General features: G+C 34.5%; 20 protein-coding genes and 1 tRNA gene. 8 read left to right on the forward strand and 13 right to left on the reverse strand.

Annotation, left to right across the window (positions count from 1 at the left end; all coding sequences use genetic code 11):
- Positions 1–61: 61 nt before the first annotated feature.
- The 5 genes from ACQUQZ_RS16140 to ACQUQZ_RS16160 form a co-directional block, all read right to left on the reverse strand.
- Positions 62–958, reverse strand: coding sequence for an SMP-30/gluconolactonase/LRE family protein (locus tag ACQUQZ_RS16140; protein ID WP_435356059.1), 897 nt, complete (start codon positions 956–958; stop codon positions 62–64).
- A 194-nt stretch (positions 959–1,152) separates the two neighbouring features.
- A complete protein-coding gene (locus ACQUQZ_RS16145) occupies positions 1,153–3,321 on the reverse strand; it encodes a molybdopterin cofactor-binding domain-containing protein (protein ID WP_435356060.1) in 2,169 nt (722 codons plus the stop codon).
- A 6-nt stretch (positions 3,322–3,327) separates the two neighbouring features.
- Positions 3,328–3,798: a (2Fe-2S)-binding protein gene (locus ACQUQZ_RS16150; RefSeq protein ID WP_435356061.1), complete on the reverse strand. Its 471-nt coding sequence runs from the start codon at positions 3,796–3,798 to the stop codon at positions 3,328–3,330.
- Positions 3,799–3,850: 52 nt separating this feature from the next.
- Positions 3,851–4,510: an NAD-dependent epimerase/dehydratase family protein gene (locus ACQUQZ_RS16155; protein ID WP_435356062.1), complete on the reverse strand. Its 660-nt coding sequence runs from the start codon at positions 4,508–4,510 to the stop codon at positions 3,851–3,853.
- On the reverse strand, positions 4,507–5,070 hold the full coding sequence (locus ACQUQZ_RS16160; RefSeq protein WP_435356063.1) for a TetR/AcrR family transcriptional regulator: 564 nt from the start codon (positions 5,068–5,070) through the stop codon (positions 4,507–4,509). Before ACQUQZ_RS16160 ends, ACQUQZ_RS16155 begins: the two co-directional genes overlap by 4 nt.
- A gap of 244 nt (positions 5,071–5,314) precedes the next feature.
- Here ACQUQZ_RS16160 and ACQUQZ_RS16165 point away from each other — a divergent pair, with 244 nt between their 5' ends.
- The gene (locus ACQUQZ_RS16165; protein WP_435356064.1) at positions 5,315–6,385 is read left to right on the forward strand and encodes an arginyl-tRNA--protein arginylyltransferase; all 1,071 of its coding nucleotides are present in this window, start codon (positions 5,315–5,317) and stop codon (positions 6,383–6,385) included.
- 105 nt (positions 6,386–6,490) lie between these two features.
- A complete protein-coding gene (locus tag ACQUQZ_RS16170; protein WP_435356065.1) occupies positions 6,491–8,131 on the forward strand; it encodes an ABC-F family ATP-binding cassette domain-containing protein in 1,641 nt (546 codons plus the stop codon).
- Between the two features lie 122 nt (positions 8,132–8,253).
- On the opposite strand, the gene ACQUQZ_RS16175 is transcribed toward ACQUQZ_RS16170, so the two are convergent.
- The 3 genes from ACQUQZ_RS16175 to ACQUQZ_RS16185 form a co-directional block, all read right to left on the reverse strand.
- Positions 8,254–8,535, reverse strand: coding sequence for a hypothetical protein (locus ACQUQZ_RS16175; RefSeq protein ID WP_435356066.1), 282 nt, complete (start codon positions 8,533–8,535; stop codon positions 8,254–8,256).
- 228 nt (positions 8,536–8,763) lie between these two features.
- Complete coding sequence (locus ACQUQZ_RS16180; RefSeq protein WP_435356067.1) at positions 8,764–10,107, reverse strand: trigger factor; 1,344 nt, start codon at positions 10,105–10,107, stop codon at positions 8,764–8,766.
- A 245-nt stretch (positions 10,108–10,352) separates the two neighbouring features.
- Positions 10,353–10,434: transfer RNA gene (locus tag ACQUQZ_RS16185), tRNA-Leu, on the reverse strand.
- A gap of 344 nt (positions 10,435–10,778) precedes the next feature.
- Between ACQUQZ_RS16185 and ACQUQZ_RS16190 the strand changes: the two genes are divergently transcribed.
- The 5 genes from ACQUQZ_RS16190 to ACQUQZ_RS16210 all read left to right on the forward strand — a co-directional run bounded on the left by ACQUQZ_RS16190 (position 10,779) and on the right by ACQUQZ_RS16210 (position 16,108).
- The gene (locus ACQUQZ_RS16190; RefSeq protein ID WP_435357663.1) at positions 10,779–13,001 is read left to right on the forward strand and encodes a RelA/SpoT family protein; all 2,223 of its coding nucleotides are present in this window, start codon (positions 10,779–10,781) and stop codon (positions 12,999–13,001) included.
- A gap of 40 nt (positions 13,002–13,041) precedes the next feature.
- Positions 13,042–13,563 carry a hypothetical protein gene (locus tag ACQUQZ_RS16195; protein ID WP_435356068.1) on the forward strand — a complete coding sequence of 174 codons (522 nt, stop codon included), beginning with the start codon at positions 13,042–13,044 and terminating at the stop codon, positions 13,561–13,563.
- Positions 13,564–13,707: 144 nt separating this feature from the next.
- Complete coding sequence (locus ACQUQZ_RS16200) at positions 13,708–14,175, forward strand: Fur family transcriptional regulator (RefSeq protein ID WP_435356069.1); 468 nt, start codon at positions 13,708–13,710, stop codon at positions 14,173–14,175.
- Between the two features lie 66 nt (positions 14,176–14,241).
- Positions 14,242–15,522: an adenylosuccinate synthase gene (locus ACQUQZ_RS16205; protein WP_435356070.1), complete on the forward strand. Its 1,281-nt coding sequence runs from the start codon at positions 14,242–14,244 to the stop codon at positions 15,520–15,522.
- A gap of 52 nt (positions 15,523–15,574) precedes the next feature.
- Positions 15,575–16,108, forward strand: coding sequence for a hypothetical protein (locus tag ACQUQZ_RS16210; protein ID WP_435356071.1), 534 nt, complete (start codon positions 15,575–15,577; stop codon positions 16,106–16,108).
- Here ACQUQZ_RS16210 and ACQUQZ_RS16215 read toward each other — a convergent pair.
- On the reverse strand, positions 16,105–16,482 hold the full coding sequence (locus ACQUQZ_RS16215) for a VOC family protein (RefSeq protein WP_435356072.1): 378 nt from the start codon (positions 16,480–16,482) through the stop codon (positions 16,105–16,107). The two genes, ACQUQZ_RS16210 and ACQUQZ_RS16215, sit on opposite strands and share 4 nt — an antisense overlap.
- Before the next feature lie 93 nt (positions 16,483–16,575).
- Here ACQUQZ_RS16215 and ACQUQZ_RS16220 point away from each other — a divergent pair, with 93 nt between their 5' ends.
- On the forward strand, positions 16,576–18,354 hold the full coding sequence (locus ACQUQZ_RS16220; RefSeq protein WP_435356073.1) for a DNA polymerase III subunit gamma/tau: 1,779 nt from the start codon (positions 16,576–16,578) through the stop codon (positions 18,352–18,354).
- A gap of 11 nt (positions 18,355–18,365) precedes the next feature.
- Here ACQUQZ_RS16220 and ACQUQZ_RS16225 read toward each other — a convergent pair whose 3' ends face one another.
- From ACQUQZ_RS16225 to ACQUQZ_RS16240, 4 genes are all read right to left on the reverse strand, one after another.
- The gene (locus tag ACQUQZ_RS16225; RefSeq protein WP_435356074.1) at positions 18,366–20,072 is read right to left on the reverse strand and encodes a hypothetical protein; all 1,707 of its coding nucleotides are present in this window, start codon (positions 20,070–20,072) and stop codon (positions 18,366–18,368) included.
- 65 nt (positions 20,073–20,137) lie between these two features.
- Positions 20,138–22,003 carry a membrane protein insertase YidC gene (yidC, locus tag ACQUQZ_RS16230; protein ID WP_435356075.1) on the reverse strand — a complete coding sequence of 622 codons (1,866 nt, stop codon included), beginning with the start codon at positions 22,001–22,003 and terminating at the stop codon, positions 20,138–20,140.
- 159 nt (positions 22,004–22,162) lie between these two features.
- On the reverse strand, positions 22,163–23,800 hold the full coding sequence (locus ACQUQZ_RS16235) for a CTP synthase (RefSeq protein WP_435356076.1): 1,638 nt from the start codon (positions 23,798–23,800) through the stop codon (positions 22,163–22,165).
- A 147-nt stretch (positions 23,801–23,947) separates the two neighbouring features.
- Positions 23,948–24,778 (reverse strand): hypothetical protein, encoded by an 831-nt coding sequence (locus ACQUQZ_RS16240; RefSeq protein WP_435356077.1) that lies wholly within the window; start codon positions 24,776–24,778, stop codon positions 23,948–23,950.
- Positions 24,779–24,868: the final 90 nt, after the last annotated feature.

Genomic DNA, 24,868 nt, shown 5'->3' on the forward strand with positions numbered 1-24,868 from the left:
GAGGTTTTTGAATAGATTTTAAGATGAGGTTGCTATTTTTTTACTAAAAAACTTTGACTTTTTAAATGCCTTTTACTTTCATTTTAAGTGTATAAACCGATTTTGATGCAGTAATAAATAATGTTTTTCGGTCTTTTCCACCAAAAGTAATGTTGGCTGTCCAAGGTTCATTTACATCAATATGTTCGATTTGTGTACCTGTTTTGTCAAAAACGGTTACGCCTTTGCCTACTAAATAAACATTTCCCTTGCGGTCTATCGTCATACCATCTGACCCCATAGCTGTAAATGGTTTTCTATCGCTTAAAGTACCGTCAGCATTGATTGTATAAGAATAAGTTTTCCTACCACCAATATCAGCTACATATAAAGTTTTTCCATCGGGAGTACCGATTATACCATTAGGAGCTACTAATTCTCGTGCTGCAATTGTCACCGTTTTTTTGTCTGGTGATAAATAATAAACCCGTTTTTCAGGCAATTCCATAGTTGTACGAGTCCAATAGTTTCTTTGATAAAATGGGTCGGTAAAGTAAATACCACCATTAGGAGCAATCCAAAGGTCATTTGGGCCATTAAATTTCTTTCCTTCAAAATCATTCACCAAAACTGTAACTTTTTGGTTTTTATCAATTTTCCAAAGTTGATTTTCTAAATCAGCACAGGCAAGCAGATTGCCTTCACGGTCAAAATAAAGGCCATTCGAGCGGCCGGTTTTTTCCATATAAACAGAAATTGTTCCATCACTTGCTGACCATTTGTAGATTTTGTCATTTGGTTGGTCGGTAAAGAAAACATTTCCAGCCGCATCAGCAGCAGGGCCTTCTGTGAAAGCATATTCGCCTGAAAGTTTAGTTAGCACTGCTCCTTTGGCAATGATTTTGCTTTTTGTTTCTTGGGCAAATCCCGTTAAGGCAAAAAGTAATAAAATAAGCACACTCGTCGTAGTTTTTTTCATTATAAATTGAATAGAGGATATTTAAAAACCGAAAAAAAGGTTATTTCGCATTGCAAAATAACCTTTTTTCAAACATGTCACAAATCTATTTTTAGTGATTGGTTACTGGTGGACTCATTATTGGTATATTCGTTACTTTGATTTGCCCCAGTAACGAATAACTAATTAACCAGTAACTAGTTTTCCAGTAAAAATTAACTCAATCTCAGCGGTAATGAACGCACAGCTTTGCCAGTTAAATCTAAAATTGCACCTGCAATAGCTGGAGCGATAGGTGCAAGTGGAGGCTCACCAACACCGTAAGGAATATCATCTCCTTCAAGTATAAATGACTGAATTTCAGGTACATCTGCTAATGAAACCATAGGATACTGACTAAAATATGCTTGCTCTATTTGCCCGTCTTTTACAGTTGCTTCTTCATAAAGTGCTGCACCAATCCCCATCATGGTTGCTCCTTCAATTTGTTGCTTAATACCTTCAGGATTAATACATATACCAACATCCATTACTTGCGTAACTTTTTTAACTATGACTTTTCCATCAATTACTGCCAATTCAATAGCTGCGGCTGCGATGGTTTTTCGGTCATTCCCGATAGCAATTCCTCTACCAACCCCTTCGGCTTTTGGCGTATTCCACCCACTTTTTTCGATAAGTGTTTCTAATACTTTCTTACTACGTACACTTATTTTATCATCCTTTTGTAATAAACCAATTCTGAAAGCGATAGGGTCTTTTTTTGTTTGATGTGCCAATTCATTCATGAAACTTTCAATGGCAAAAGCATTCGGAAACATTCCAACTCCACGCCAAATACCTATCGGAATTGGTACTTCTGTATTCCAAACAGAAACAGATTTATGTTTGAAATTATACATCAAACTCGCTCCATGACCAGCTGAAATAAAATCTGCTCCCAATATTTTTATTGGTAAGTCTGTGCCCATCAAATTTTTCAGCATATCTGGTGTAGCTTGGTCGTGTGTAATGGCTTCAATCACACCATTTTGACCAATTTTTGCTTGCAAAACATGGTGGGTATTTGGACGATACAAACTATTTTGGAATTCTTGTTGACGAGAATTGTATAATTTTACAGGTTTTCCTACCGCCTTAGAAATCAAGGCAGCTTCAACGTAAAGACCTTTAACAGCTTTTCTCCCAAAACCTCCACCCACAAATGGCGTTTGTACTTCTATCTTATCTTTGTCGATGTCGAGTGCTTTTGAAACTGAATCGATGACAATCTTAGGCCCTTGTGTTCCTGCAATAATTACTACTTTATTGGCTTCAACATGAGCAATAGCTGCATTGACTTCCATTTGGGCGTGTGCAGCCATTGGTGTACGGTATTCTTGTTTGAAAACGGTCGCTTTATTATCTTCAATGATGCTTCGAGCATTGCCTTCTTTCTGAATATTTACTTCCTTACCATTGCCAACTGTTACTGATTTTATCAAATCTGCTTGCTGAACTTTATTTGGGGTATTCCATTCAACTACTATTTTTTTGAAAGCACTATCGGCCGCATAGAATGTTTTGGCAACAACTGCAACTAATTCTCCTTCATGTATAACTTTTACTACACCTACCGATTTTTCAGCTTCTTTTGTATCAATTGTCTTAATCGTGCCATCTAAATAAGGTGATTGTAGCAAAACTGCATAGAGCATATCTGGCAACTCACTATCAAGCGTATATTTAGCAGTTCCCATTACTTTTGCTTTCAAATCGCTACGTTTTACTGGCTTTCCTACTATTTTAAAAGCTGATTTTGGTCTTAATTCGGGCGTCTTTGGTATCTTCCATTCTTTGGTTTCTTTTGCAATTTCGGCATAAGTTATTTTTTTGCTTCCTGAAATTAATGTGCCATTTTCGGTCTTAATTTCGCTTGCCTTTACTCCCCATTTCTTGGCTACAGCTTCTTTCAACATTTCTCTCATGGTAGCTGCCACTTCTCTGATTGGCTCATAAAGGCTTGATGTAGAGCTACTTCCTCCTGTATTCATTTCGTCATACAAGCCACTTTTTGTATTAGAGTGTTCTACTTTTATTTGCTCATAAGGTACATCTAATTCTTCGGCTGCAAGCATCGCAAGTCCAGTAAAAACACCCTGCCCTATTTCTATTTTTGGAGATTTTAGCAAAATAGTATTATCGGGAAGTACCTCAAACCAAAAATCAGGCTGTAATGAACTCAGCATTGCAGGGAAATCCATGCTTTCAACTTTTTGTGCAGTAAAACGTCGCACTGGCGAGCAACTTAAATAGCTTGCCACAACCGAGCCACCCAAAACGATTGCACCTCTTTGTAAAAATTTTCTTCGAGAGAAAGTTTTCTTTGAATTATCTTGTGTCATGTCTTTTTAGATTTTAGAATGTTGAAGTTCGGCTGCTCTTTTGATAGCTTTCATGATGCGTGGATGTGTACCGCAACGGCAGATATTCGTAATGCCATTCTTAATATCTTCATCACTTGGATTAGGATTATCTTTGATAAGTTTGGCGGCGGCCATCATAAATCCTGACTGACAATAACCACATTGTGGCACTTGCTCTTCCATCCATGCTTGCTGAATTGGATGCAACTTTTCCTCACTTTCCGAAAGTCCTTCAAGTGTTGTAATGTCTTTTCCTGCAATAGTTTCTACAGGAACAGAACATGAACGCATTGCTTCACCATCCACATGAAGTGTGCAAGCTCCACACATAGCCATTCCGCAACCAAATTTTGTACCTGTAAGTTTGAGTTCGTCTCTGACAACCCAAAGTAAAGGCATCGCAGGGTCAACGTCAATACTCGTTGGCTTACCATTTATTTTAAAGTCTATTTTCATTCGTTTTATATTTTGTAAGTTTGAAATTGCACAATGTTTTTTAGAAATTACTCTACTTACTCATCACCAAAATATCTCTTACTTCAAAAATTTGTTTAGAGTAACCTTTAATGGAAGTATGAATCATTGCTAAGCCCAATTCTGCCAAAGTGCTGAAATAATCAGGAAATAGACGATGGCCAAGTGGATACATCCATGAAATATATTTATAATAAGAAAGTGTATTTTTCAGGCCTTTAGTCGGCAACATAAAGGCTGGTCGAAAATTATAAACAGCCTTGAAAGGTAATTTCATTAAATCATTTTCTGTTTTGCCTTTTACCCTTGCCCACATACTTTTTCCTTGTTCAGTACTATCAGTTGCCGAACCCGAAATGTAACAAAATGTCATTTCAGGATTGACCGAACTTAATTTTTCTGCAAAATTGAGTGTAAGCGTGTGCGTTAGTTTGAAATATTCAGGTTCTTTCATGCCAACAGACGAAACACCCAAACAAAAATAACAAGTATTATAACCCGATAATTGACCTACAATTGGCGAAATGTCATAAAAATCTGAATGAATGATTTCTTTCAATTTTGAATGATTTACTCCACAAGGTTTTCGACTGATAACCAGTACTTCTTCAACATCAGGGTGTTGTAAAGCCTCGTGAAGTACGCCTTCTCCTACCATGCCTGTTGCCCCTGTAATTATTGCTTTTATTTTCATTTTTTTAATGCGATTAATTCCCAAATCATTTCAAAACCTTGAGTGATAATTGTTTGTTGATGCTCGGTTGGTTGTGTTAAAATATATTGATATATCCCCATGATTTGGCTATTCACCAATGTAAAAATCAAATCGGTAGGCATTATTTTAATTGCTCCACTTGCTTTTGCATGTTCGATAAAATCAAAATGTATCTGTGTTTGCTCGTGTAGGATTTCCGTAGGGATTTGTGCTAAATGAGGCGAAAATTGTACTTGCTGTATGTAATGATACTTTTCTTTATTGTTTAAAGCCCAATTGATTGTATGACTATAGACTTGTTCAAACGCAGGTTTGATCCCACTATTCATGTCAGTTTTACTTACTAAAAGTTGATTTAACTCTGTTTTAATTATGACATACAATGCCCCGATTAAAGCTTCTTTTGTAGGAAAATAGTGAAATAGTGTCCCATTGGCCACACCTGCTTCTTTGGCAATTTTGCTGGTTGGTGTTCCTTGAAAGCCAAATTCAACGAAAAGTTTGAGAGCTGTTTCAAGTATTTTTTGTTCTTTATTCATAATAGATTGACTAATCACTCCACAAAAATATTAAAACAAATGTGATTAACAAACAAATTTTCTAGAAATCAGTTAATTGACTCTTAAATTCATAAAAAATTATGTTCAAAATATGTAAAAATCATGATATCTTTTGTGCTAAACGAGTACAATTTTCAAACCCATGCAAGGTTTTTAAATAAAAAATTTTATTGCTTTTTAAGGTTTTTTTATCACTTTTGTTTTTTACCTCTTACCCAATCAAATGTTTGTAGAATCCTATTATCCTGAGTCAATCAGTAGCGAAGAACTTGATATTTACCTTGCCAATGGGTGGTTTAGAATGGGGCAATCTATATTTACTACAAATTTCCTGAAGTTTAATGATGTTATTCATAGTGCTATCTGGCTACGTATTGATTTATTGACTTTTGAAACAAGCAAATTTCAACAAAAAATGCTTAAAGCCAATGCTAAGTTTGAGGTACAAATTCAGCCATTGACCCTCACTGATGAACAAGAATCATTATTTTATAAATACAAAAATTATGTAGCTTTTGAAGCAGCACCCTCTGTGCAAAGCTTACTTTTTGGAGAAAGACCAACCAAATATATTTATGACACCTATGAAATAAATATATATGACGAAGAAAAACTAATCGCCGTAGGTTTTTTTGATTTGGGCCAAAAAAGTGCTGCGGGCATTTCATGTTTCTATGACCCTGATTATAAAAAATACAGCCTCGGCAAATATTTGATGTATTTAAAAATGGACTTTTGCAAAAAGCAAGGTTGTACTTTTTTTTACCCAGGATACTTTTCACCAGGCTATCGTTTATTTGATTATAAGTTAGATTTAGCAAAATCCTCACTCCAATACCTCGATTTAATCGCCGATGCGTGGCTACCTTTTGAAGCCTATTCTCCAACTCAAATACCCTTAGAGATAATGTGTACAAAATTGCGAGAATTAGGAGATCAATTAGATAAAAGAAATATCCATTACCAATTTCTATATTACGACTTTTTTGATGCTGATATGATTAGTAGTTTGAACGGTTTGGATCTTTTCGATTATCCAGTTTTTTTATTTTGTTCTCAGCTCGACGATTCTCTATTTATTCCGATGCTTATTTATGATGTGTGTGAAAATCAATATCACCTCATTCTCTGTTCCCGTATTTATGAATCAATCTTCAAAGAAAGCAAACCTGAACATTATAATGCTTATTTAATAAAAATCGCCAAATACCTATATACGGGCGATTCAGTAGAAGAAATGGCGGATGTGGTTGAGATGTGTGGAAGGAATATTGAATTGAGAATTGAGAATTAAGAATTATTAATGACAATTCCATTGTTTTCATTCTCAATTCTACATTCTTAATTTTTAATTGTCCATAAGCACCGTATCTTTGCACCTCATTTTAAAAAAAGTAGGATGATTTCAGTAGATAACGTAGCAGTTGAGTTCAGCGGAAGAACGCTGTTTAGTGATATAACATTCAATATCAACGAAAAAGACAAAATAGCCCTTATGGGCAAAAATGGAGCAGGAAAATCGACTTTATTGAAAATTATAGCGGGTGTCGATAAGCCTACTCGTGGTAAAATTTCAGCTCCAAACGATGCCGTCATTGCTTACCTTCCCCAGCATTTACTCACCGAAGATGATAGTACGGTTTTTGAAGAAGCATCAAAGGCTTTTTCGGTGGTTTTGGATATGAAAAAAGAGATGGAAGAACTGAATCATCAGCTCGAAACTCGTACCGATTATGAATCGGATGCCTACATGAATATCATTGAAAGAGTATCCGAGCTAAGTGAAAAATACTATTCTGTTGAAGAAGTAAATTATGATGCAGAAGTAGAAAAAACGCTTTTGGGTATGGGTTTTTTACGTTCTGATTTTACTCGTTCCACCAGTGAATTTAGTGGAGGATGGCGTATGAGAATTGAATTATGCAAAATTTTATTGCAAAGTCCAGATTTGATATTGCTTGATGAGCCAACTAACCACTTAGATATTGAATCAATTCAGTGGTTAGAGGATTTCTTGAAAAACAATGCTAAAGCCGTAATTGTTATTTCGCACGATAGAGCTTTTGTAGATAGTATAACCAATCGCACCATAGAAGTAACAATGGGTCGTATTTATGACTACAAAGTAAATTATACACAATACCAACAACTTAGAAAAGAACGCCAAGAACAACAGCAAAAGCAATATAATGACCAACAAAAAATGATTGCTGAAACGCAAGAATTTATTGACCGCTTTAAAGGCACTTACTCAAAAACTTTGCAAGTGCAATCGAGGGTGAAAATGTTGGAGAAATTGGATATTGTTGAAGTAGATGAAATTGATACATCAGCTTTAAGTTTGAAATTTCCGCCTGCACCCCGTTCAGGAAATTATCCAGTAATTATCGAAAATGTAAGTAAAAGCTACGATGATTATGTAGTTTTTAAAGATGTTTCGCTGACCATTGAACGTGGACAAAAAGTGGCTTTTGTAGGTCGAAATGGTGAAGGAAAATCGACGTTAGTTAAAGCAATTATGTCAGAAATCGAATTTCAAGGTGATTTGAAATTAGGGCATAATTCAATGATTGGTTATTTTGCACAAAACCAAGCCTCACTATTAGATGAAGATTTGACAGTTTTTCAGACGATTGATAATATTGCGGTAGGTGATGTCAGAACTAAAATCAAAGATATTTTAGGAGCATTCATGTTTCGAGGTGAAGAAATCAACAAGAAAGTGAGGGTGTTATCGGGAGGAGAAAAAACTCGATTGGCAATGGTGAAATTACTACTCGAACCCGTCAATTTGTTGATATTAGATGAGCCTACCAATCATTTAGATTTAAAAACCAAAGATATTTTAAAAGATGCTCTTCGAGCATTTGAAGGTACAATTATCTTGATTTCTCACGACCGTGATTTCTTGGAAGGCTTAGCAACCAAAGTTTTTGAGTTTGGCAATAAGCGTGTAAAAGAACATTTTGAGGACATTACAGGCTTTTTACGCAATAAAAAGATGGAGAATTTGAGGGAAATTGAGAGAAAAGGAAAATAGTATCAACTGAGATTTAACATTTTTCTAATTGCCAAATTCCTATCTAAAATAAAAGTCTAAACATTTTACTTTGTTTGACTTCTCAGCAAAAAAGAAACTTCGGAGAAGTCAAACAAATCAACTCAGCAGGTTACATTGCGTAAACTATTTTCCGCACAATTGAGAGGTAATAAATTAGATTTATATTTACGTTTGGCTCTCATTTTGCGTCTAAAAAGAACGTTTTTAAACTCGTTTGAAATTTCAAACTTTTCAATTTTTCGTTGATTATCAAACTTTACTTGGGGAGATTTTTCTATTGAAAATTCGCTTTTTTCTAAGCTATCCTTGGTAATAATATTTTGAGCAACGATATTGCTTACCTGTAAAAACAAAAACACAAAAGTGAATAGTAGTTTTTTCATCGGAGTTTTAAATTTGTATCCAAAATTGAAAAAAACTTTTTTAAAAATAAAAAAAAATCGATAAGCGGTAGCATTGCGTATTTTTTCTGCAAAAAATACTGTTTTTTGTGCAATAAAAAATCCCCCAAGATTACTCAAGGGGGATTTTTTATTGTATAAATATTGAGTTTTATGATGGATAGAAAAGTATATTCACTCATTCAACCAATCACTCATTCAAAATTAATTTTACGCATAAACTGTTTCTGCAATTTTGTTAAATTCTTCAACAGGAATACTTTGTTTTTCAATAGTGATATTTGCTTTCAAAAACTCACGAATTTTCTTGCCATAAGCACGATCAGTATAACGACGAACAGCATTGTCTTTGTTTTCTTTCAAAGTCTTGCGAGCCATTTGATCAATCATTTCTTCTAAACCTTCGTAAGAATAAGCTCCAAAATAATTACGCATTTCAGCTTTTACTTCTTCAACGATGTCATTATATTCTAATTTTACATCATTTTGAGCTGAAACTTCATTACGGATCAAATCCATACGTAAACCTTTCGCAAAAGCATCAAAATCTTTTTCGATGTCTTCTTGTGTAAATTTACCTTCATTGATATTGAATAACCATTTTTTCAAGAACTCATTTGGCAATTCAATATGTATATTATCTAAAAGTGTTTTTTCTACTTCAAAATCAAGCAAATAATCACTTTCACGAGCGTAGTTTTCCTTGATAATTTTGCTAATTTCAGTTCTAAATTCTTCTTCGTTGCTTGCTTTCCCTTCTCCAAGAGCTTTATCAAACAATTCTTGTCCGATTTCTAATGGTGTAGTACGTGTGATTTTCTCAACAGTCAATTCAAATTCACCACTCAAAGCCGCTGCCTCTTCTTCTGTTTTACCAGTAGCAAAGCCCAAGTCTTTTGCATTTGTAAAAATTGTTTGAATATCAAACTTCACACTACTGCCTTTCTCCAAACCTTTGAAAATATGAAAAGCTTCTTCTGCAACACGTCCAGTAGGAATTGACGCATCTTTTACTTCAAATTCGCTTGATTCTTGCTTCAAAGTACCAAAAATCATATCTTCTTTTTCTACTTCTTCAACTTCAGTATCTTTTCCAAAACGCTTACGAACATCTTCAATCGCCTCAGTAACTTTATCTTCCGAAGGTTGAATATCGTAGGTTTTAATAGCAGGAATACTTGATAAATCTACTGAAAAATCAGAAGCTGTACCAATTTCGTATTCAAACGAAAACTCTTTTTGATTATCCCAATCAATATCTTTTGCTGCTTCGTTGTCGGGCAATGGGTCGCCAACTACACGTAATTTATTAGTAGTGATGTAATCATTAACAGTTTTTGAAACCATGTTGATAACCTCATCGACCAAAATACTTTTGCCGTGTAATTTTTGAATATATTCTTTTGGAACCATTCCTGGGCGGAAGCCTTTTACTTGAGCGGTTTTGCTGTATTGTTTGATTTTCTTATCAACTTCGGGCTTGTAGTCTGCCTCAGTAAGTGTTACTTTTAATCTGCCTTCGGTAGAAGAAATTCTATCTAATGTAGTTTCCATTTAGGATAATTTGATTTTGAAGCTTTTAGCACTTAGCTAATAGCTTTTAGCTTAAAAAAACGAGAATTTTTACTTTGTAAGCGGTTAGCACTTAGCTATTAGCTGTTAGCTTTTTGTTGAGAATTTAAGAAAGGTTCTTAAAAAAACAAACCTCCATTCTATTTAAGCTAATTGCTAGACACTAATAGCTAAAAGCTATAACTTAAAAAACCCCCTAACCAAGCAAGGTTCAGAGGGTTTTTTCGTACGGGCGAAGGGACTCGAACCCCCACACCTTGCGGCACCAGATCCTAAGTCTGGCACGTCTACCAATTTCGCCACGCCCGCATTTCAATTTTGTAGTATTTTAACTAACGCTGAAATTCTGTTAATGCAAATAACTACTAATTGGGCTGCAAAGGTAATGAGTTTTTCTTTATCTGTCAATCGAAAAACGAAAAATATTTTATTTGCATTCTGGTTTCTTTGTCTTTTACCTTATCTTTCACCTAAAAGCCGATTTTTAAATTTTATTTTTGTTTTTATCCAGTAAAAATATTTGTTCCTCCAACCGCTTTTATTAACTTAGTGTTAAGAATACAACAAAATATAGTCTATACAAACAAGATACAGTGGAAGCAGCGATTGAGCAAATTGGAAGTACGGCGGAAGAACGCCACCCGAAAGAATCAATGATTGATTTAGAAAAAGAAAAAGCAGAGATTTTGGCAAAATATCGGCAATTACTCAAAGCAGCAAAACCTGTTTTGAAGGATAACGATGCCAAATTGATAAAAAAAGCCTTTGAGATTTCGATGGAAGCCCATAAAGATATGAGGCGAAAATCGGGCGAACCTTATATTTTTCATCCATTAGAAGTCGCTCAGATTTGTGTGGAAGAAATCGGTTTGGGAGCTACTTCTGTGATTTGTGCCTTATTGCATGATGTGGTGGAAGATACGGATATGACTCTCAAAGATATTGAGCAAGATTTTGGACCAAAAGTTTCTCGAATCATTGATGGTTTAACTAAAATTGGAGGAAATTTTGAACAAGGAACTTCTGCCCAAGCAGAAAATTTCAGAAAAATGTTGCTCACCTTGTCGGAAGATGTACGTGTGATATTGATTAAACTTGCCGATCGTTTGCATAATATGCGTACTTTGGGTAGTATGGCTCGTAATTCACAACTCAAAATTGCTCACGAAACTATCTTTATCTATGCCCCTCTTGCTCACCGTTTGGGACTATATAAAATAAAATCTGAACTCGAAGACCTTTACCTTAAATATACTGAGCCTGAAGTTTATAAGGATATTGCCCATAAACTTAAAAGTACCAAAGCTACCCGTGACCGCTTCATTGATAATTTTATTAAACCCCTTCAAAAGAAACTCAATGATGCCGGCTTGAACTTTATTATCAAAGGTCGTCCTAAACACATTTATTCAATTTGGAATAAAGTTAAAGTACAACATACTGCCTTTGAAGATATTTTCGATTTGTTTGCTATTCGGGTAATTTTACAAGGAATTTCCCCAGAAAAGGAAAAATCTGCTTGCTGGCAAGCTTATTCGATTGTCACAGACGAATATAAACCCAATCCTGACAGATTGAAGGATTGGATTTCGATTCCTAAAGCAAATGGTTATGAGTCTTTGCACACCACAGTCATGAGTCAAACTGGACAATGGGTAGAAGTGCAAATTCGAACTGAACGCATGGACGAAATTTCGGAGAGAGGTTATGCTGCTCACTTCAAGTACAAAGGCAATGATACTTCGATGGAAGCCCCACTTGACCGTTGGATCAATCAAGTACGAGAAACCCTCGAATCAGGAGATAAGTCAGCCATTGAGTTTTTAGAAGATTTCAGAGGAAATTTTTATAACGAAGAAGTTTTTGTTTTTACACCTAAAGGTGATTTGAAAGTATTACGAAAAGGTGCAACAGTGCTAGATTTTGCTTTTGAAATTCATACCGATATAGGTAAACGCTGTACCGCTGGTAAAGTAAATAATCAGTTAGTGCCTATTAGTTATGTCATGCAAAATGGCGACCAAGTAGAAATCCTAACAACCAAAAACCAAAAACCTTCGGAAGATTGGCTAAGATTTGTAACAACTTCTAAAGCCAAAGCTCGTATCAAAGACCTTTTAAAAGAAGAAAATAAGGTTTATTTCAGTGATGGTAAAGAAATCATTGCCAAACGTTTCAAGATTTTAGGTCTGGATAATAATCTTGAAACACTAAATCAGCTTAGAGCTTATTTCAATAAGAAAGATTATAATGACCTTTATTATAGTTTCGGCAAAGGTTATATTCATTCTGATGAAATCAAAAAGTTTAAATCTGACCGTGATGCAAGAATCAATAAACAAGCTAAAATTGAGATTGATAACAAAGCTTTTATAGATGCTAAAAGTTTTGAAAAAGCGATCAAAAAAGTCAAGGGTGTTGACACACTTTTTATTGGAGATGATTTACAGGAAATTGATTTTACTTTGGCAAGATGTTGTAGTCCAATTCCAGGTGATGATGTTTTTGGCTTTTTGACAGTCAATGAAGGCATCAAAATTCATCGAAATTCATGTCCAAACGCCCAACAATTACTTTCTCAATACGGCAATCGTGTGATCAAAGCTCGTTGGTCGTCGCAAGTAGCAAAAGCTTTTGTAGCCAGCATTCACCTTGATGGACTCGACAGAATGGGTATGATTCAAGATATTTCAAAAGTCATTTCCAGCGAACTACATATTAACATGCGTTCTTTGGCAGTTGATACAAATGATGGTATCTTTACGGGCGATATAAAATTATATGTAATGGATACCAGACATTTGGAAACCCTAATGCTTCAGTTGGAAGCCATCGAGGGCATGAACCAAGTGATTCGTGTAGATTCGGAACAGTAAACAATTATTTACGGGCGTTGTTCCGTTGAAAAATTTTCAAATGAAGCAATATCTATTCTTTTTGATTATCCTATTATTTAGTTTTAATTACTCTTTTGCCCAAAAAAATGATTCTTTGCACGCAAAACGAGTGTTTATTTCTACATATATTTATAAAGATGGCTTAAAATTAACGAATAGTAAAGTAACAATACTTTATAAAAATAGTGAACAGTCACAAATTAAATATAAATGGTCTAATATATTGAAACCAATTGGTCCAGTCGTAATTATTGGAGGGATTGGATTAGCCGCAATTGCTCTTAAAGGTGTAAATGCAACAGCCATAATAGATGGACAAACGATTGATTATAAAATAAGAAGCTTACCTAAGTTATTAATGGGTTTGGGTCTTGTGGTGGGAGGTCTGAGTATGATTGAATCCTCTAATGAACTTGCTCAACATTCAGTTGATATATATAATTCAATGTCAAAAACTACTAAAAAAGTAGGTTATGTTGATAAAATAAAATTTGGAATAACACAGAGCAATGCCATCGGTTTTTCTGTCTCGTTAAAATAATAAAACATTATTTTGGATCAATTCGCCATAAAACCTGTAAGGTCTTTACAGACCTTGCAGGTTTTGTAGGTTTAAAATAAATTGGTACTTAGCTTTTTTCTTCGTAATTTTACTCGAAAATCATAGTGAAACCCAGCAAATAAAATGGTTCCAAACGCATCAAACTTTGATTCGGCAAAAAGTATTTTTACTGCATATTTAGAGACCAAGCAGCTCCGAAAAACACCAGAAAGATATGCCATTTTAGAAGAAATATATTCTCGTGACGACCATTTCGAGGTTGAAGACTTGTATATTTCAATGAAAAATAAGAAATATCAAGTAAGTAGAGCAACTGTTTATAATACCTTAGATTTATTAACAGAATGTGATTTAGTGACCAAACATCAATTTGGTAAAAACCTAGCTCAATACGAAAAATCTTATGGCAATCGTCAACATGACCACCTGATATGTGTTGATTGTCATAAAGTATCAGAGTTTTGTGACCCTCGTGTGCAGAATATTCAATCAATGGTTGGTGATATGCTCAAATTTAAAGTAATGCACCATTCTTTGATTTTTTATGGCTCATGCCAACGTGAAAATTGTGAGAATAAATTAGTACAATAAAATAAAATATTTTTGAATGATAATTGCCAATAGCTTAAAAACTTATGGCTCAACTTTAATAAATAGATGATTGATATTCTTTTAGGTTTACAATGGGGTGATGAAGGCAAAGGCAAAATTGTAGATGTACTTGCTCCTGATTATCAAGTAGTTGCACGTTTTCAAGGCGGGCCAAATGCAGGTCATACACTTGAGTTTAATGGCAATAAGCATGTTTTACATCAAATCCCATCAGGTATTTTTCGTTCTGATTGCTTAAATATTATTGGAAATGGCGTAGTGCTTGACCCAATTATTTTCAGAAAAGAAATTGATGCTTTAGCTAAGTATAATCTCGAATTACACAAAAACTTAGTTATTTCTAAGAAAACTGCGGTGATTATTCCTACGCACCGTTTGTTAGATGCAGCTTATGAAAAAGCCAAAGGAGATGCAAAAATTGGCTCAACATTGAAAGGAATTGGCCCAGCTTATTCAGACAAAGTGGCTCGTCAGGGTTTACGTTTAGGAGATATTTTATCACCAAATTTCAAGACAAAATACCAAGAATTGGTTGCTAAACATAAACAAATCTTAGATTTTTATCATTTTGAATATGATTTAACTGAAGCTGAAAAAGAATTTTTCTCGGCCATTGAATTTATCAAAGAATTTGATTTAGAAGATACTGAATATGTTGTCAATGCTTCACTTAAAAGTGGACAAAGAGTATTAGCTGAAGGAGCTCAAGGTTCTTTGCTTGATATAGATTTTGGTTCTTATCCATTCGTAACAAGTTCTAATACCACAGCAGCAGGTGTTTGTTCAGGTCTTGGTGTTGCACCTAATACTGTAGGCGAAGTCTTTGGTATTTTTAAAGCCTATTGCACTCGTGTAGGAAGTGGTCCTTTTCCAACTGAGTTGAATAATGACTTAGGCGAAAAAATCCGCCAAGAAGGTCGTGAGTTTGGTGCTACAACAGGTCGCCCACGTCGCACGGGTTGGTTAGATTTACCAGCTTTGAAATATAGCATCATGCTCAACGGTGTTACTCAGTTGATTATGATGAAAGTGGACGTTTTAAACTTCTTGGATGAAGTTAAAATTTGTACCCACTATCGATTGCCAGATGGAACAATTACTGAACAAATGCCTTTTGATTTGACTGATACTGATGTTGAACCAATCTATCAATCTTTCAAAGGTTGGGAATGTTCATTGGAAGGTATGCGTACTTTCGACCAAATTCCAGCGGAATTGGCAACTTACGTAAATTATTTAGAAGAAGTACTCGAAGTGCCGATTAGCTTTATTTCAACAGGTCCAGACCGTGAAGCAGTGATTCTGCGTGAAGCGGTTGTAATCTAATTGAAAATGTGGCACACCTCTTAGGTGTGCCACATTTATTTTGCATAAACTCATGAATGTCAATTTAGCCAACTATCTTTTTGAGAAAGAAACACTCTATTTAAATCCTATAATTCAGGAGAAAAGAGAGATTGAAGAAAAGCAAGTAATTGTTACCAAAAAGCCATTGGTAGTTCATGAAAATACGCCAATCTCAAAGGATAAAATAGTACCATTGCCTTCTCCATTAAGGCTCAAACATAAAGTCTTGATTCTAACGGAATCTATCTCTGAAAATGAAAAAGCTTTTCTATCCAAGATACTTAATGCAGTAGGTTTGACTTTATCACAAGTAGATTTGGTAGAATTGAATAAAGTACAAACAATTGATTATCAGTTTTTTATCGCACAAAAAGTCACCAAAAAATTTATCAGTTTTGGCGTAGGCTTAGGTAAATTAAACTGGAATATATTATTAAATCTATATCAAGTCAAAAATGTTGATCAAATAGATTATCTACTTTCCGATGAACTTAGAATCGTTGAAGCTGATCTCAATTTAAAAAGAAGCCTATGGGTAGCCTTAAAATTGATGTTTGACAACTAAACTAATTGGAATAACTCGATAAAATGGCCATCTGGATCATTTAAAAATAATTGGATTGCTCCATCAGGGCGTAATTTGATTGGCAAATGTTTAATGTTTTTTTCTTTTAAATATTGTTCAACAATTGTCATTTCAATCACTTCTAAGGCAAAATGATTGCTTCGAATGGGAGTCCAAGCAGACTCTGCTTCTCGCCCAATCAAATGTAGTTCACGCCCTTCTCCCAAATCAAACCAAAGAACAGGATAATCGAATGCAGGAGGTTTAATCTCTTGTAAACCAAGTATTTGTGAATAAAACGCTCTGCTCCTCTCAATATCAGTTATTTGTAAAGCTACGTGATTGAGGTTTTTTATGCCTAATTTATTTTTCATTGAAATTCAAAATCTGTTGCCACAAAGCTAAACAAATCATACGAATCTGTAAATGAATAAAGGCAATATTCTATTTTTTTTGTAACTTGCGTCATGGAAAAATTTGTGGTTTCAGCACGAAAATACCGCCCAATTACCTTTGATACTGTAGTAGGGCAATCACACATCACGACTACACTTCAAAATGCTATCCGTACCAATCATTTGGCTCAAGCATTTTTATTTTGTGGCCCTCGTGGTGTGGGTAAAACAACTTGTGCAAGGATTTTAGCCAAAACAATTAACTGTCAAAATCTTGCTGAAGATATTTCACCTTGTAATGAATGTGAATCTTGCAAAAGTTTTAATAACAATGCGTCATTTAACATTCATGAATTAGATGCAGCATCCAACAACTCAGTTGAAGACATTAGGAATTTGACCGACCAAGTTAGATTTCCACCTCAGCATGGCAAATATAAAGTTTATATCATTGATGAGGTTCACATGTTATCACAAGCGGCATTCAATGCCTTTTTGAAGACTTTAGAAGAGCCTCCAAGTTATGCAGTTTTTATTTTAGCAACCACAGAAAAACACAAGATTTTACCTACGATTCTAAGCCGTTGTCAAATTTTTGATTTTAATCGAATTCAGATAAAAGACATTGCTGATCACTTAGCAAATGTGGCTCAAAAAGAAGGTGTAAGTGTTGATTATCAAGCACTTGAACTCATCGCTCAGAAAGCTGATGGGGGGTTGCGTGATGCCCTTTCAATGTTTGATTTAAATGTTACGTTTTCGTCGGGTACGGGCATCACTTATCAAGCAGTCTTAGAAAATTTACATATTCTTGATTATGATTATTATTTCCGAATGGTAGATTCATTATTTGCAGGAAATGTTTCGGAAGCGTTTTTATTATACGATGAAATCTTAGAAAAAGGCTTTGATGGGCATCAGTTTGCTGTTGGGTTGAATGAACATTTCAGAAATTTGATGGTAAGTAAAGACCCCCAAACGGTTAAATTACTACAAGTAGCCGAATCAATTCAGAAACGATATTTAGAACAAGCCTCAAAGTTATCTTTAGCTTATATTTTTTCATCATTAAGTATTGGAAGCCAACTTGATATTAACTATAAATCGGCTAAAAATCAGCGATTACATATTGAAATTGGCTTGATGAAACTTTCCCAAATTGAACAAGTACTGCATTTGAGTGAGCTACCCAATAATGGGGATGAAAAAAAAAAGAATTATGAAATAAGCGATAAAAGTAGCTCAATTGACAAAAATGATGCTACTCAAAATACAACTCCAGTTGTAACAAAAACGACAGCCGTCTATACACCACAGGCTGCTACAAATGTACTGCAAGCAAAAGAAAATCCCGTTTCAATTCTGCAGCCTGTCGCTCGTCCAGCTTTGAGTTCTTCTAAACTAAGATCTACAGTTGGTTTGGAAACTTCAGTACTAAATCCTAAAGAGGATGTAGCACAAAGTGTTGATAATCAAGCAATCTTACCAAATTATAGTGAATCTTTTACCTTCGATGCATTACAACAAGAATTGCATTATTTTGCCGATTCTCGTGACAATGAAACACTAAAAGTAATGCTTAAACGTGATTTTGAATTGGAGGGAACAACTTTAAAGTTGCAATTAGATAATCAGATACAATTGGACACATTGAACCAAATCAAACAAGATTTGGCAGCTTATATTAGACAAAAGCTACGCAATTCGAATATTCAGATTGTGGCAACTATAGTCGAATCAGCCACCGAACGTCGTCCATATACAGCCCAAGAAAAATTTGAATATTTGGCAAACAAAAATCCTGCTTTATTAGAATTAAGAGAAAAACTGGGTTTGGAGTTGGTATTTTAAATTTGGGAAAATCATCTTGCTACTTCAATAAACTTTCCATCTTGATACCTGATAATAGGAACAATTTTATTTTCATTAGAACCGTTGGTATAATCAAAACCATCAAGAACATATCCTTGTGTGTATTCGATAGCATCCAAATTATTACGAAATTTGGTTTTACCTGCATTCAGCATTCTTGCATAAAAAAGTAACATATCATAGCCCCAACAGCCATAATATGAGGGAGCAATATTCTGACTATTGAAATAACTACTCCTGAAGTTTTTCACTTCATCTTTTTCTCGGTTAATATAATCTAATTGGATGAGATACAATTGACGATTGAAAATGCCAAGCGATGACCCTTCAAAATCAAATGCAGAAGAAGCGGCCATTATAGGTGCAGATACTTTCTTTTTATCTAAAGCATTGATTACTTTTGAACCAAATGTATTATCGCTACCCGAAAGAAAAATATGTCCTGGCTTACGTTTTGTATCAATATCTTCTATCGTTGAAAACCGTTTAATGGTTGTAACTTCTATCCCACTTTCAAGAGCTTTATCACGATAAATATAGGCAAAAGTCGAATCTTTACGCGTATTTCCGAAATAAATAGCCACAGAACGAGGAGCGTTTTGTGAATTAATATAGTCTAATGCTTTTGAAGCTTGTATTTCATAAGATGGTGATGCCAAAAAAGTAGTTTTATCATTAACAATCAATTGACGATTATTTGATAGCGGATGTACTTGTACTACTTCATTTGATTTGACAAAGGTATTAACAACTTTATTGGCTTCTGGATATAAAGGGCCAATCAATAAATCTATTTGTGAAAAAGTACCATTATTTATCAATTCTGAAATTAACCGGGCATCTCTGTCTATATCAAAAGTATATAAATTGATATTAATTTGTTCTGTTTCTAACTTTTCCTTTGCCAATTTCATACCAGCATACATATCATAAATGTACTGATTGGCACGAGAACTTTTGGAAGGGTCAAATTCAAAAAGGCGAAAAGGCAGGAGAACGGCCACGTCTATCGCTCCATTATTTTCTTTTTTGATTGTAGTTGTTCGTTTTGGAGAGCCACTTATTTCGCCCAAATTGAACTGATTAGTAAGGCGGTCTGATAATTCTAAATCTTCCTTACTGGCGTACTTATTTTTTTGAATATTATCTACCAATAATTGAGCAATAATAGCATTATTGGGGAATTTCTGATTGAGAACTTTAAGTTGAGTTGGGTCTTTGTATTTGCTGAAATAAAAATACTCCATATTTTCAACATCTTGTCTCGAAACACCTGCTGAAATCCGATTGATATATTGCATTCCTTCATCAATGTAATTTTCAAAAAAACAAACATTGGCGAATAAATAGTAAGCCTCATCAATTTTTTTCCAATCAGGGAAACGTTCAAAAAGTTGGCGGAGCGAATTGCGTGATTCAAAATTACGCAGCAACTTGAATGAACATAAGGCATGATAATAAAGCACATAAGGCACCATCGAATTTTGATATTTTCGACTGGTTAGAGGGGTAAGTTCATCTTTTGCTTCAAAATACTTTTGGTCGGCATAGAGTTGAACCGCTTTTTTGTATTTTAGTGCATAGTCTTTTTCACTCAGGGCAACTTGTTGTGCTACTGATGCGTATGATAACAACAAAAGAATAAGAAGATTAGAATACCTTCGGGCAAGTGGTTTTCCACTGGCGTTCCTCTTCATGGGTTTAGTTTAAGGTTAGTAAACCCGTCCATAAGCCTTTAAAAAGTCTTATGGACGGTGTTGAATTATTTTTTCTTTTTCTTATCGTTATTTTGCAACTGACGATTTTCCTCAGCCAACTTCACTTGTTTTTCCATGAATTGAGCAAACTTACCTTTTTTAGCAGCTTGCGGATTAGCATGGTATTTCACTTTATTGTCGTCCAAAATCTTACGAATCTTATCTTCATCAACGAAACGACGCACAATTTGTTGTTGAGCGATGGTCACAACATTTGAAACCAAATAATAAAAACTCAATGCCGCTGGAAAACTATTTAACACAAAGAAGAAAACGATTGGAAATACATAACTCATTTTCTTCATATCAATCGGCCCTGGTTGGTCAGGGGTGATTTGATTATTGTAATAAGTAAACGCTAGACTGGATAATGTCATCAATACCACAAATAAACTAATGTGATTACCAACAATTGGTAAATTTGTTGCCCAACTGATAGGGTAATCGTAGGTTGAAAGGTCAGAAGCCCATAAAAAGTTTTTCTGACGGAACATAATCATATTAGGAAACAAGAAGAAAACCGACATTAAGATAGGCATTTGTAACAACATTGGCACACAACCACTCAGCGGGTTTACTCCTACTTGTTGATACAATTTCATTTGTTCTTGTTGCATTTTTACTTGGTCGTCACCTACTTTTTCTTTCAATTCAGCAAGCTCAGGTGCCATTACACGCATTTTAGCAGAACTAATATACGACTTATAAATCAACGGAGTAAGCAATGTTTTTAAAACAATTACCACCACAATGATTAGTAATCCATAATTACTAATGAATGATTCTGCCAAATTGAATAAAGGCACAAAAACAAATCGGTTGATTGGCTTTACAAAATCATACCCTAAATAAACGTTTCTATGAAAGCCATCAGTGACATTTTTAACCAAATTATAATCATTTGGACCAAAATAAAAACGAAAATTTCCTTTACCTGTTTTCAAGTCAGAAATGGCTAAGTTAGCATTCACTTCTACTGTTTTTACAATACTACTATCAGTTTCAGGAGTAGCCAATTTCAAATTAACCGTGCTCAAAGGCTGATTTTTAGCCACAAATCCTGTTACAAAGTATTTTTGTTTGAATGAAAACCATTTAACTGGGTCTGCCACATTCAAATCTTCATTACCAGATTTATTTGCTCCTAAATCATCAAATTCATCATCTTTAGCATTCCAAAAGTTGATTTGAGCAGATTTCCTATTTTCAGCAATATCGTGTTCCAATACTTTCAGATTATCTTGCCAATAAAAATGTGCAGGTTGGTTCTGCACAATAGCATCCATTCCGACTAAATTAACATCATAATCAACTGTATAGCCTTTGCTTTGAATCGTGTAGATTTGCTCAATATATTGATTATCTGCCAAAGCTAATTTAAAAATCACTTTAGTAGAATCACCTTCTTTGATGATAGTTGACTGATTGGTAGTAGTATAATAAAGTTTTTTCAAGTCAACTTTACCTTTGTTTGTCTGAATCTCAAGATTCATTGATGAGTTTTTATCATCAATCAATACCAAAGGCTTTTTTACACCTGCTTTGAAATCAGCATAAGTTGAGTAGTTTTTCAAAACCACTTCTTTGATTGAGCCACCAAGTGTACTAAAAGTAAATTTAGTATCTTGGTTTTCTATGACAATATCTTGCGAAGTTCCAGTTGCAGCAGTGGCAAAATCACCAAACGCAGCTTTCAGAGCAAGTGTATCATTGATGACGTTGGGAGCAGCTATGGTTTTAACGGCAGCTTTTGGGGCAACTGGTGTAGGCTTTTCGGGAGGAGTCTGAGGCATAAAATACATATACCCTGCCCACATACACATCAACAACACTATGCCGATAAGTTGATTTCTATCTACTAATTTTTCCATTAATTTTTGTAATACTTAAAAATACTGTGATTAAACTGATAGTCTTTTGATAAAAGATAGTAATTTGTTTAATCCTAAATAATTCTAAATTTGTGATAAATTGATTTTTATACTAAAAACACTACAAAATTCGCAAAGATTCATTATAATTCCTAATGGCTATTTTTTGTTTGATGAATACTCAATTGCTGCCTTTACAAAATTGACAAAAAGAGGATGAGGATTCATTACAGTACTTTTCAATTCGGGGTGAAACTGTACACCAATAAAATAAGGATGATTAGGTAATTCTATGATTTCAACTAAGCCACTTTCTGGGTTTATACCAGAAACTACCATTCCTGCTGCTTCATAATCTTTCAAATATTTATTGTTAAATTCCCAACGATGGCGATGACGCTCGCTAATATTGGCTTTTCCATAAATTTTACGAGCAAGGGTCTTATCTTTTACTTTACAACCGTATGCTCCTAAACGCATCGTGCCACCTTTATCTGTGATTGTTTTTTGTGCTTCCATTAAGTCAATTACTGGAAATTGCGTTTCTGGATACATTTCTGTTGAATGTGCTTCTTTCAAGCCAATGACATTTCTGGCAAATTCGATACATGCCATTTGCATTCCTAAGCAGATACCGAAAAAAGGAATATTATTTTCACGTACATATCGCACGGCTTCAATTTTTCCTTCAATACCACGCTCACCAAAACCTGGTGCTACTAATACACCATCTAATCCTGCAAATTTTTCTGCTATATTATCTAATTCTAAACTTTCTGAATGAATCCACTCCAAAACAACCTTACATTTGTTGGCTGCTCCAGCGTGAATAAAGGACTCAATAATTGATTTATAGGCATCTTTCAATTCAATATATTTACCTACTAAACCAATTTTTACTTGCTCGACAGGATTTTTAAATCTATCTAAAAAGCCTTTCCATGCTTCCATGTCGGCATCTTGGTCATTATATATGTCAAGCATATATAAAACTCTCGTATCAAGTCTTTCTTTTTGCATCAACAAAGGGACATCATAAATCGTTTCAGCATCCATCGCCTCGATAACCGAATTCTGCTCAACATTACAGAAAAGTGCTATTTTCCTACGAATTTCGGCAGGTAAAGAATGTTCTGTACGACAAACAATAATATCAGGTTGAACGCCAGATTCCTGCAACATTTTTACGGAGTGTTGTGTAGGCTTGGTTTTTAACTCACCTGCCGAACTCAAATATGGAATAAGTGTCAAATGTATTGTTAGGAGATTATCAGAGCCTAAATCCCATTTCAATTGGCGTACAGCTTCCACAAATGGAAGTGATTCTATATCGCCAACACAACCGCCGAGTTCGGTGATTATTATGTCAAAATTGCCCGTTTCACCCAATTGAAGGATATTTCTTTTAATTTCGTCAGTAATATGGGGAATTACTTGAACAGTTTTTCCTAAATAATTGCCTTTACGTTCGTTAGTGATTACATTATAATAAATGCGACCTGTGGTAACGTTATTAGCTTGTGAAGTAGGAACGTTCAAGAAACGCTCATAATGGCCTAAGTCAAGGTCAGTTTCTGCACCATCATCGGTTACATAACATTCGCCATGTTCGTAAGGATTGAGTGTTCCTGGGTCAACATTGATGTAAGGATCAAATTTTTGGATGGTTACTGATAAACCTCTGGCTTGCAGCAATTTGGCAAGTGAGGAGGCGATAATGCCTTTTCCGAGTGAAGATGTTACGCCGCCCGTAACGAAAATATACTTTGGGTTGCGTGTTTGCCCGTTTACTGACATGAGGTTTGTTGTCTTTGATTACGGGATACAAAGGTACGGAATTTTGATGAAATCTCTGTGTTAAAGTTTTAGAAGTTTTTTGACTTTTCTACTAAGTAGCTTATTACCAATTAGTTAATTGATATATTTGATTTTAAAATTACTTTTTTATTTACAATCATAGACATAAGTTTCTTCGTAGTTTTGTTCTTGCCCATCACCTTTACGAGTAACTTTTGTTTTTATAACATAACCCTCAGGATTGTATTCATGCTTGTAATTATAGAGAATATCTCCGTTGTCAGAATAAATTTTTGCAGAAGTGACATTATTTCTATTAGAGAAATAAGTGGTATTTTCAGCTCCTATCGTAGATGAAAAAATAATAAAATAGGCCATAACATTGGCAAAAGGGGTATTCAAATAAGGAGATTTCTTATCATCAAATGTTAAGTTTTCTAATACCGTTCGAGTTTTTGTACCTTCTATTAAACTGATTTTTTTTGTATTGCCAATGGCATCATATTCTATTTTAGTTACTACTACCTCATCAAAAACTGGCAATAATAGGTCTATTTTCTCAATCTGTTTTTTTGTATTCGTATAAACCTTGCTCTTAAATTCAAATGCTTTTCCTCGGCTATCTTTCCCAACAAAACTGATTTGTGATAATGCTCCTTTGGCATCATAATCAAAACCTACATAATATGATTTATCCAATGAATTTGTCGCTTTCTTTGGCAAACCATTTTCATAAGTAATAAAATCGAAATCAGGAAATCCTTCTATTTGAGTTAACTGATTTTTAACATCATAACTAAAGTTATAAATAATGCCATGTCCTTGGTTTGCACTTTTTAGATAACATAATTTTTCTTTGACTATTACCTCCTGATCTTTTAACAGCTTTATTTCATTTTTACCACATGCGAAAAGTAGAACCACTATAAAAAGTGAGCAAAATATCGCCCTGAGGTAAACATTTTTTGAAAATATCATTCTTGAATTTTGGTTATTGAGCTTAGTTCTAATGACTCAAGATAAGATTTATCTGAAACAAAAATCGTGCAAAAAACTTAATTACCGATG

The organism is Emticicia sp. SJ17W-69 (assembly GCF_051209875.1).
Lineage (GTDB): Bacteria > Bacteroidota > Bacteroidia > Cytophagales > Spirosomataceae > Emticicia.

What these genes read in the sequence shown, in the direction of transcription:
- ACQUQZ_RS16165 (WP_435356064.1), top strand. Translation starts at nt 5,315, where the DNA reads ATGTTTGTAGAATCCTATTATCCTGAGTCAATCAGTAGCGAAGAACTT.
- ACQUQZ_RS16140 (WP_435356059.1), bottom strand. Translation starts at nt 958, where the DNA reads ATGAAAAAAACTACGACGAGTGTGCTTATTTTATTACTTTTTGCCTTA.
- ACQUQZ_RS16180 (WP_435356067.1), bottom strand. Translation starts at nt 10,107, where the DNA reads ATGGAAACTACATTAGATAGAATTTCTTCTACCGAAGGCAGATTAAAA.
- ACQUQZ_RS16170 (WP_435356065.1), top strand. Translation starts at nt 6,491, where the DNA reads ATGATTTCAGTAGATAACGTAGCAGTTGAGTTCAGCGGAAGAACGCTG.
- ACQUQZ_RS16210 (WP_435356071.1), top strand. Translation starts at nt 15,575, where the DNA reads ATGAATGTCAATTTAGCCAACTATCTTTTTGAGAAAGAAACACTCTAT.
- ACQUQZ_RS16215 (WP_435356072.1), bottom strand. Translation starts at nt 16,482, where the DNA reads ATGAAAAATAAATTAGGCATAAAAAACCTCAATCACGTAGCTTTACAA.
- ACQUQZ_RS16190 (WP_435357663.1), top strand. Translation starts at nt 10,779, where the DNA reads ATGATTGATTTAGAAAAAGAAAAAGCAGAGATTTTGGCAAAATATCGG.
- ACQUQZ_RS16195 (WP_435356068.1), top strand. Translation starts at nt 13,042, where the DNA reads ATGAAGCAATATCTATTCTTTTTGATTATCCTATTATTTAGTTTTAAT.
- ACQUQZ_RS16150 (WP_435356061.1), bottom strand. Translation starts at nt 3,798, where the DNA reads ATGAAAATAGACTTTAAAATAAATGGTAAGCCAACGAGTATTGACGTT.
- ACQUQZ_RS16220 (WP_435356073.1), top strand. Translation starts at nt 16,576, where the DNA reads ATGGAAAAATTTGTGGTTTCAGCACGAAAATACCGCCCAATTACCTTT.
- ACQUQZ_RS16240 (WP_435356077.1), bottom strand. Translation starts at nt 24,778, where the DNA reads ATGATATTTTCAAAAAATGTTTACCTCAGGGCGATATTTTGCTCACTT.
- ACQUQZ_RS16145 (WP_435356060.1), bottom strand. Translation starts at nt 3,321, where the DNA reads ATGACACAAGATAATTCAAAGAAAACTTTCTCTCGAAGAAAATTTTTA.
- ACQUQZ_RS16175 (WP_435356066.1), bottom strand. Translation starts at nt 8,535, where the DNA reads ATGAAAAAACTACTATTCACTTTTGTGTTTTTGTTTTTACAGGTAAGC.
- yidC (WP_435356075.1), bottom strand. Translation starts at nt 22,003, where the DNA reads ATGGAAAAATTAGTAGATAGAAATCAACTTATCGGCATAGTGTTGTTG.
- ACQUQZ_RS16235 (WP_435356076.1), bottom strand. Translation starts at nt 23,800, where the DNA reads ATGTCAGTAAACGGGCAAACACGCAACCCAAAGTATATTTTCGTTACG.
- ACQUQZ_RS16200 (WP_435356069.1), top strand. Translation starts at nt 13,708, where the DNA reads ATGGTTCCAAACGCATCAAACTTTGATTCGGCAAAAAGTATTTTTACT.
- ACQUQZ_RS16225 (WP_435356074.1), bottom strand. Translation starts at nt 20,072, where the DNA reads ATGAAGAGGAACGCCAGTGGAAAACCACTTGCCCGAAGGTATTCTAAT.
- ACQUQZ_RS16155 (WP_435356062.1), bottom strand. Translation starts at nt 4,510, where the DNA reads ATGAAAATAAAAGCAATAATTACAGGGGCAACAGGCATGGTAGGAGAA.
- ACQUQZ_RS16160 (WP_435356063.1), bottom strand. Translation starts at nt 5,070, where the DNA reads ATGAATAAAGAACAAAAAATACTTGAAACAGCTCTCAAACTTTTCGTT.
- ACQUQZ_RS16205 (WP_435356070.1), top strand. Translation starts at nt 14,242, where the DNA reads ATGATTGATATTCTTTTAGGTTTACAATGGGGTGATGAAGGCAAAGGC.